Annotated in this window: 1 protein-coding gene; it reads left to right on the top strand. The window is 46.0% G+C overall.

Features of this window, described 5'->3' with window-relative positions; all coding sequences use genetic code 11:
* The coding region (locus D515_RS24950; protein WP_039850796.1) for a condensation domain-containing protein at window positions 1–1,481 on the top strand (1,481 nt) is incomplete at both ends.

Raw genomic sequence — 1,481 nt, 5'->3', positions numbered from 1 at the left:
GTGGTACCCATTATCTGGTCGAGCTGGATGGTGAGAACGTCAATGTTGGGCGGCTAGAACAGGCTTGGAACAGCTTGGTTCAGCATCATGACATGCTTAGGGTTACGATAGACAAAGAGGGGAATCAGCGCGTACTGCCTTTCTTCCCGGGTATTGAGACGCTTTGTCACCGATTCGATGACATGAAAGATGGTCAAGGTGAACAACTTGCACAGCAGTGGCTTCATCAACAGTTCCATACAACATCATCTGCTAGCAAAAACAGTGACATCGGGTCTTCGGCTCAAATGCACCATCTGTTTGCTGTCTCTTATCAAGATGCAAAAGGAAACCCTCGCTGTCGTGTCGGAATTATATTCAACTATCTCACTCTAGATGGGTTCAGTATCAAATTGCTTCTAGAGCAATTAAGCCGGACATACTTAGATCCAGAGAGCCTCCCCTCAAAAACAGACCTACTGTTCCGGGACTATGTCAATCAAATTGCGCCAAGTAATGAAGAAAAACAAAACGCTGAAACATTCTGGTTGAATAAACTTGCAGAACTCCCGTTAAAAGCATCTCTTCCTTTGGCGACAGAACCAGAACGCTTGGCGCATCCAATATTCACAAGGCGGGAACATCGTTTGCCGGCAGAAGATTGGCAAGCATTAAAAGACAAGGCGCAAAAGTACCAAATCACCCCTTCTGTTTTGCTTCTAACCGCATACAGTGAAGTGCTTCGCCTTTGGAATGGCGGGAAAGATCATTCTATCAATCTGACTTTGTTTGATCGCCAACCTGTGCATCAAGACATCAATCGTATTCTGGGTGACTTCACCACACTGGCACCCGTAGGTTTTTGTCGTGAAGAAGAATCAACTCTGATCGAACAAGCTAAAAAGACCCAACGGGAGATCGCTGATGTTCTGGAAAATAAAGCCGTCTCTTCTATATGGATTCAACGGCAACGATCTCATGAAATGAGTCTCACAGCTGCCTCTCTCCCGATCGTGTTTACGAGCACATTAGGGCTTGGTAATGGGCTATTTGAACAGGGTGAATCGGGTTTCCCTAAAATGGTTGCCGGTGGTTTATCCGAAACCCCGCAAGTCTGGTTAGATCATCAGCTTTATGAATTTGATGAAGAGCTTGCTTTATCTTGGGACAGTGTTGATGCCTTATTCCCAGAGGGAATGATCGATGACATGTTTAATACTTACATTGCGCTCATTGATAATCTAATCATCATTGACTGGGATACACCACTTCACCTTGTATTACCTAACAAACAGTGTGAATCAAGGCTGGCAATAAATCGCACTGACCAAGCCTTTTCAACCAGAACCATACATCAATCCTTCTTTGAAATGGCGGCGGAAACCCCCGAACGCACTGCCGTTATCTCTGGCCAACATTCCCTCTCCTATGGCGAGCTCGCTCAAGCTGCCCTGCAATTGGCTGCTTTACTCACCGAGCACGGGGTTCAACCCGGTGAACCT

This window comes from Grimontia indica, from assembly GCF_000333895.2.
GTDB classification, from domain to species: Bacteria; Pseudomonadota; Gammaproteobacteria; order Enterobacterales; family Vibrionaceae; genus Enterovibrio; species Enterovibrio indicus.
This window is presented reverse-complemented; position numbering and strand designations above follow the sequence as displayed.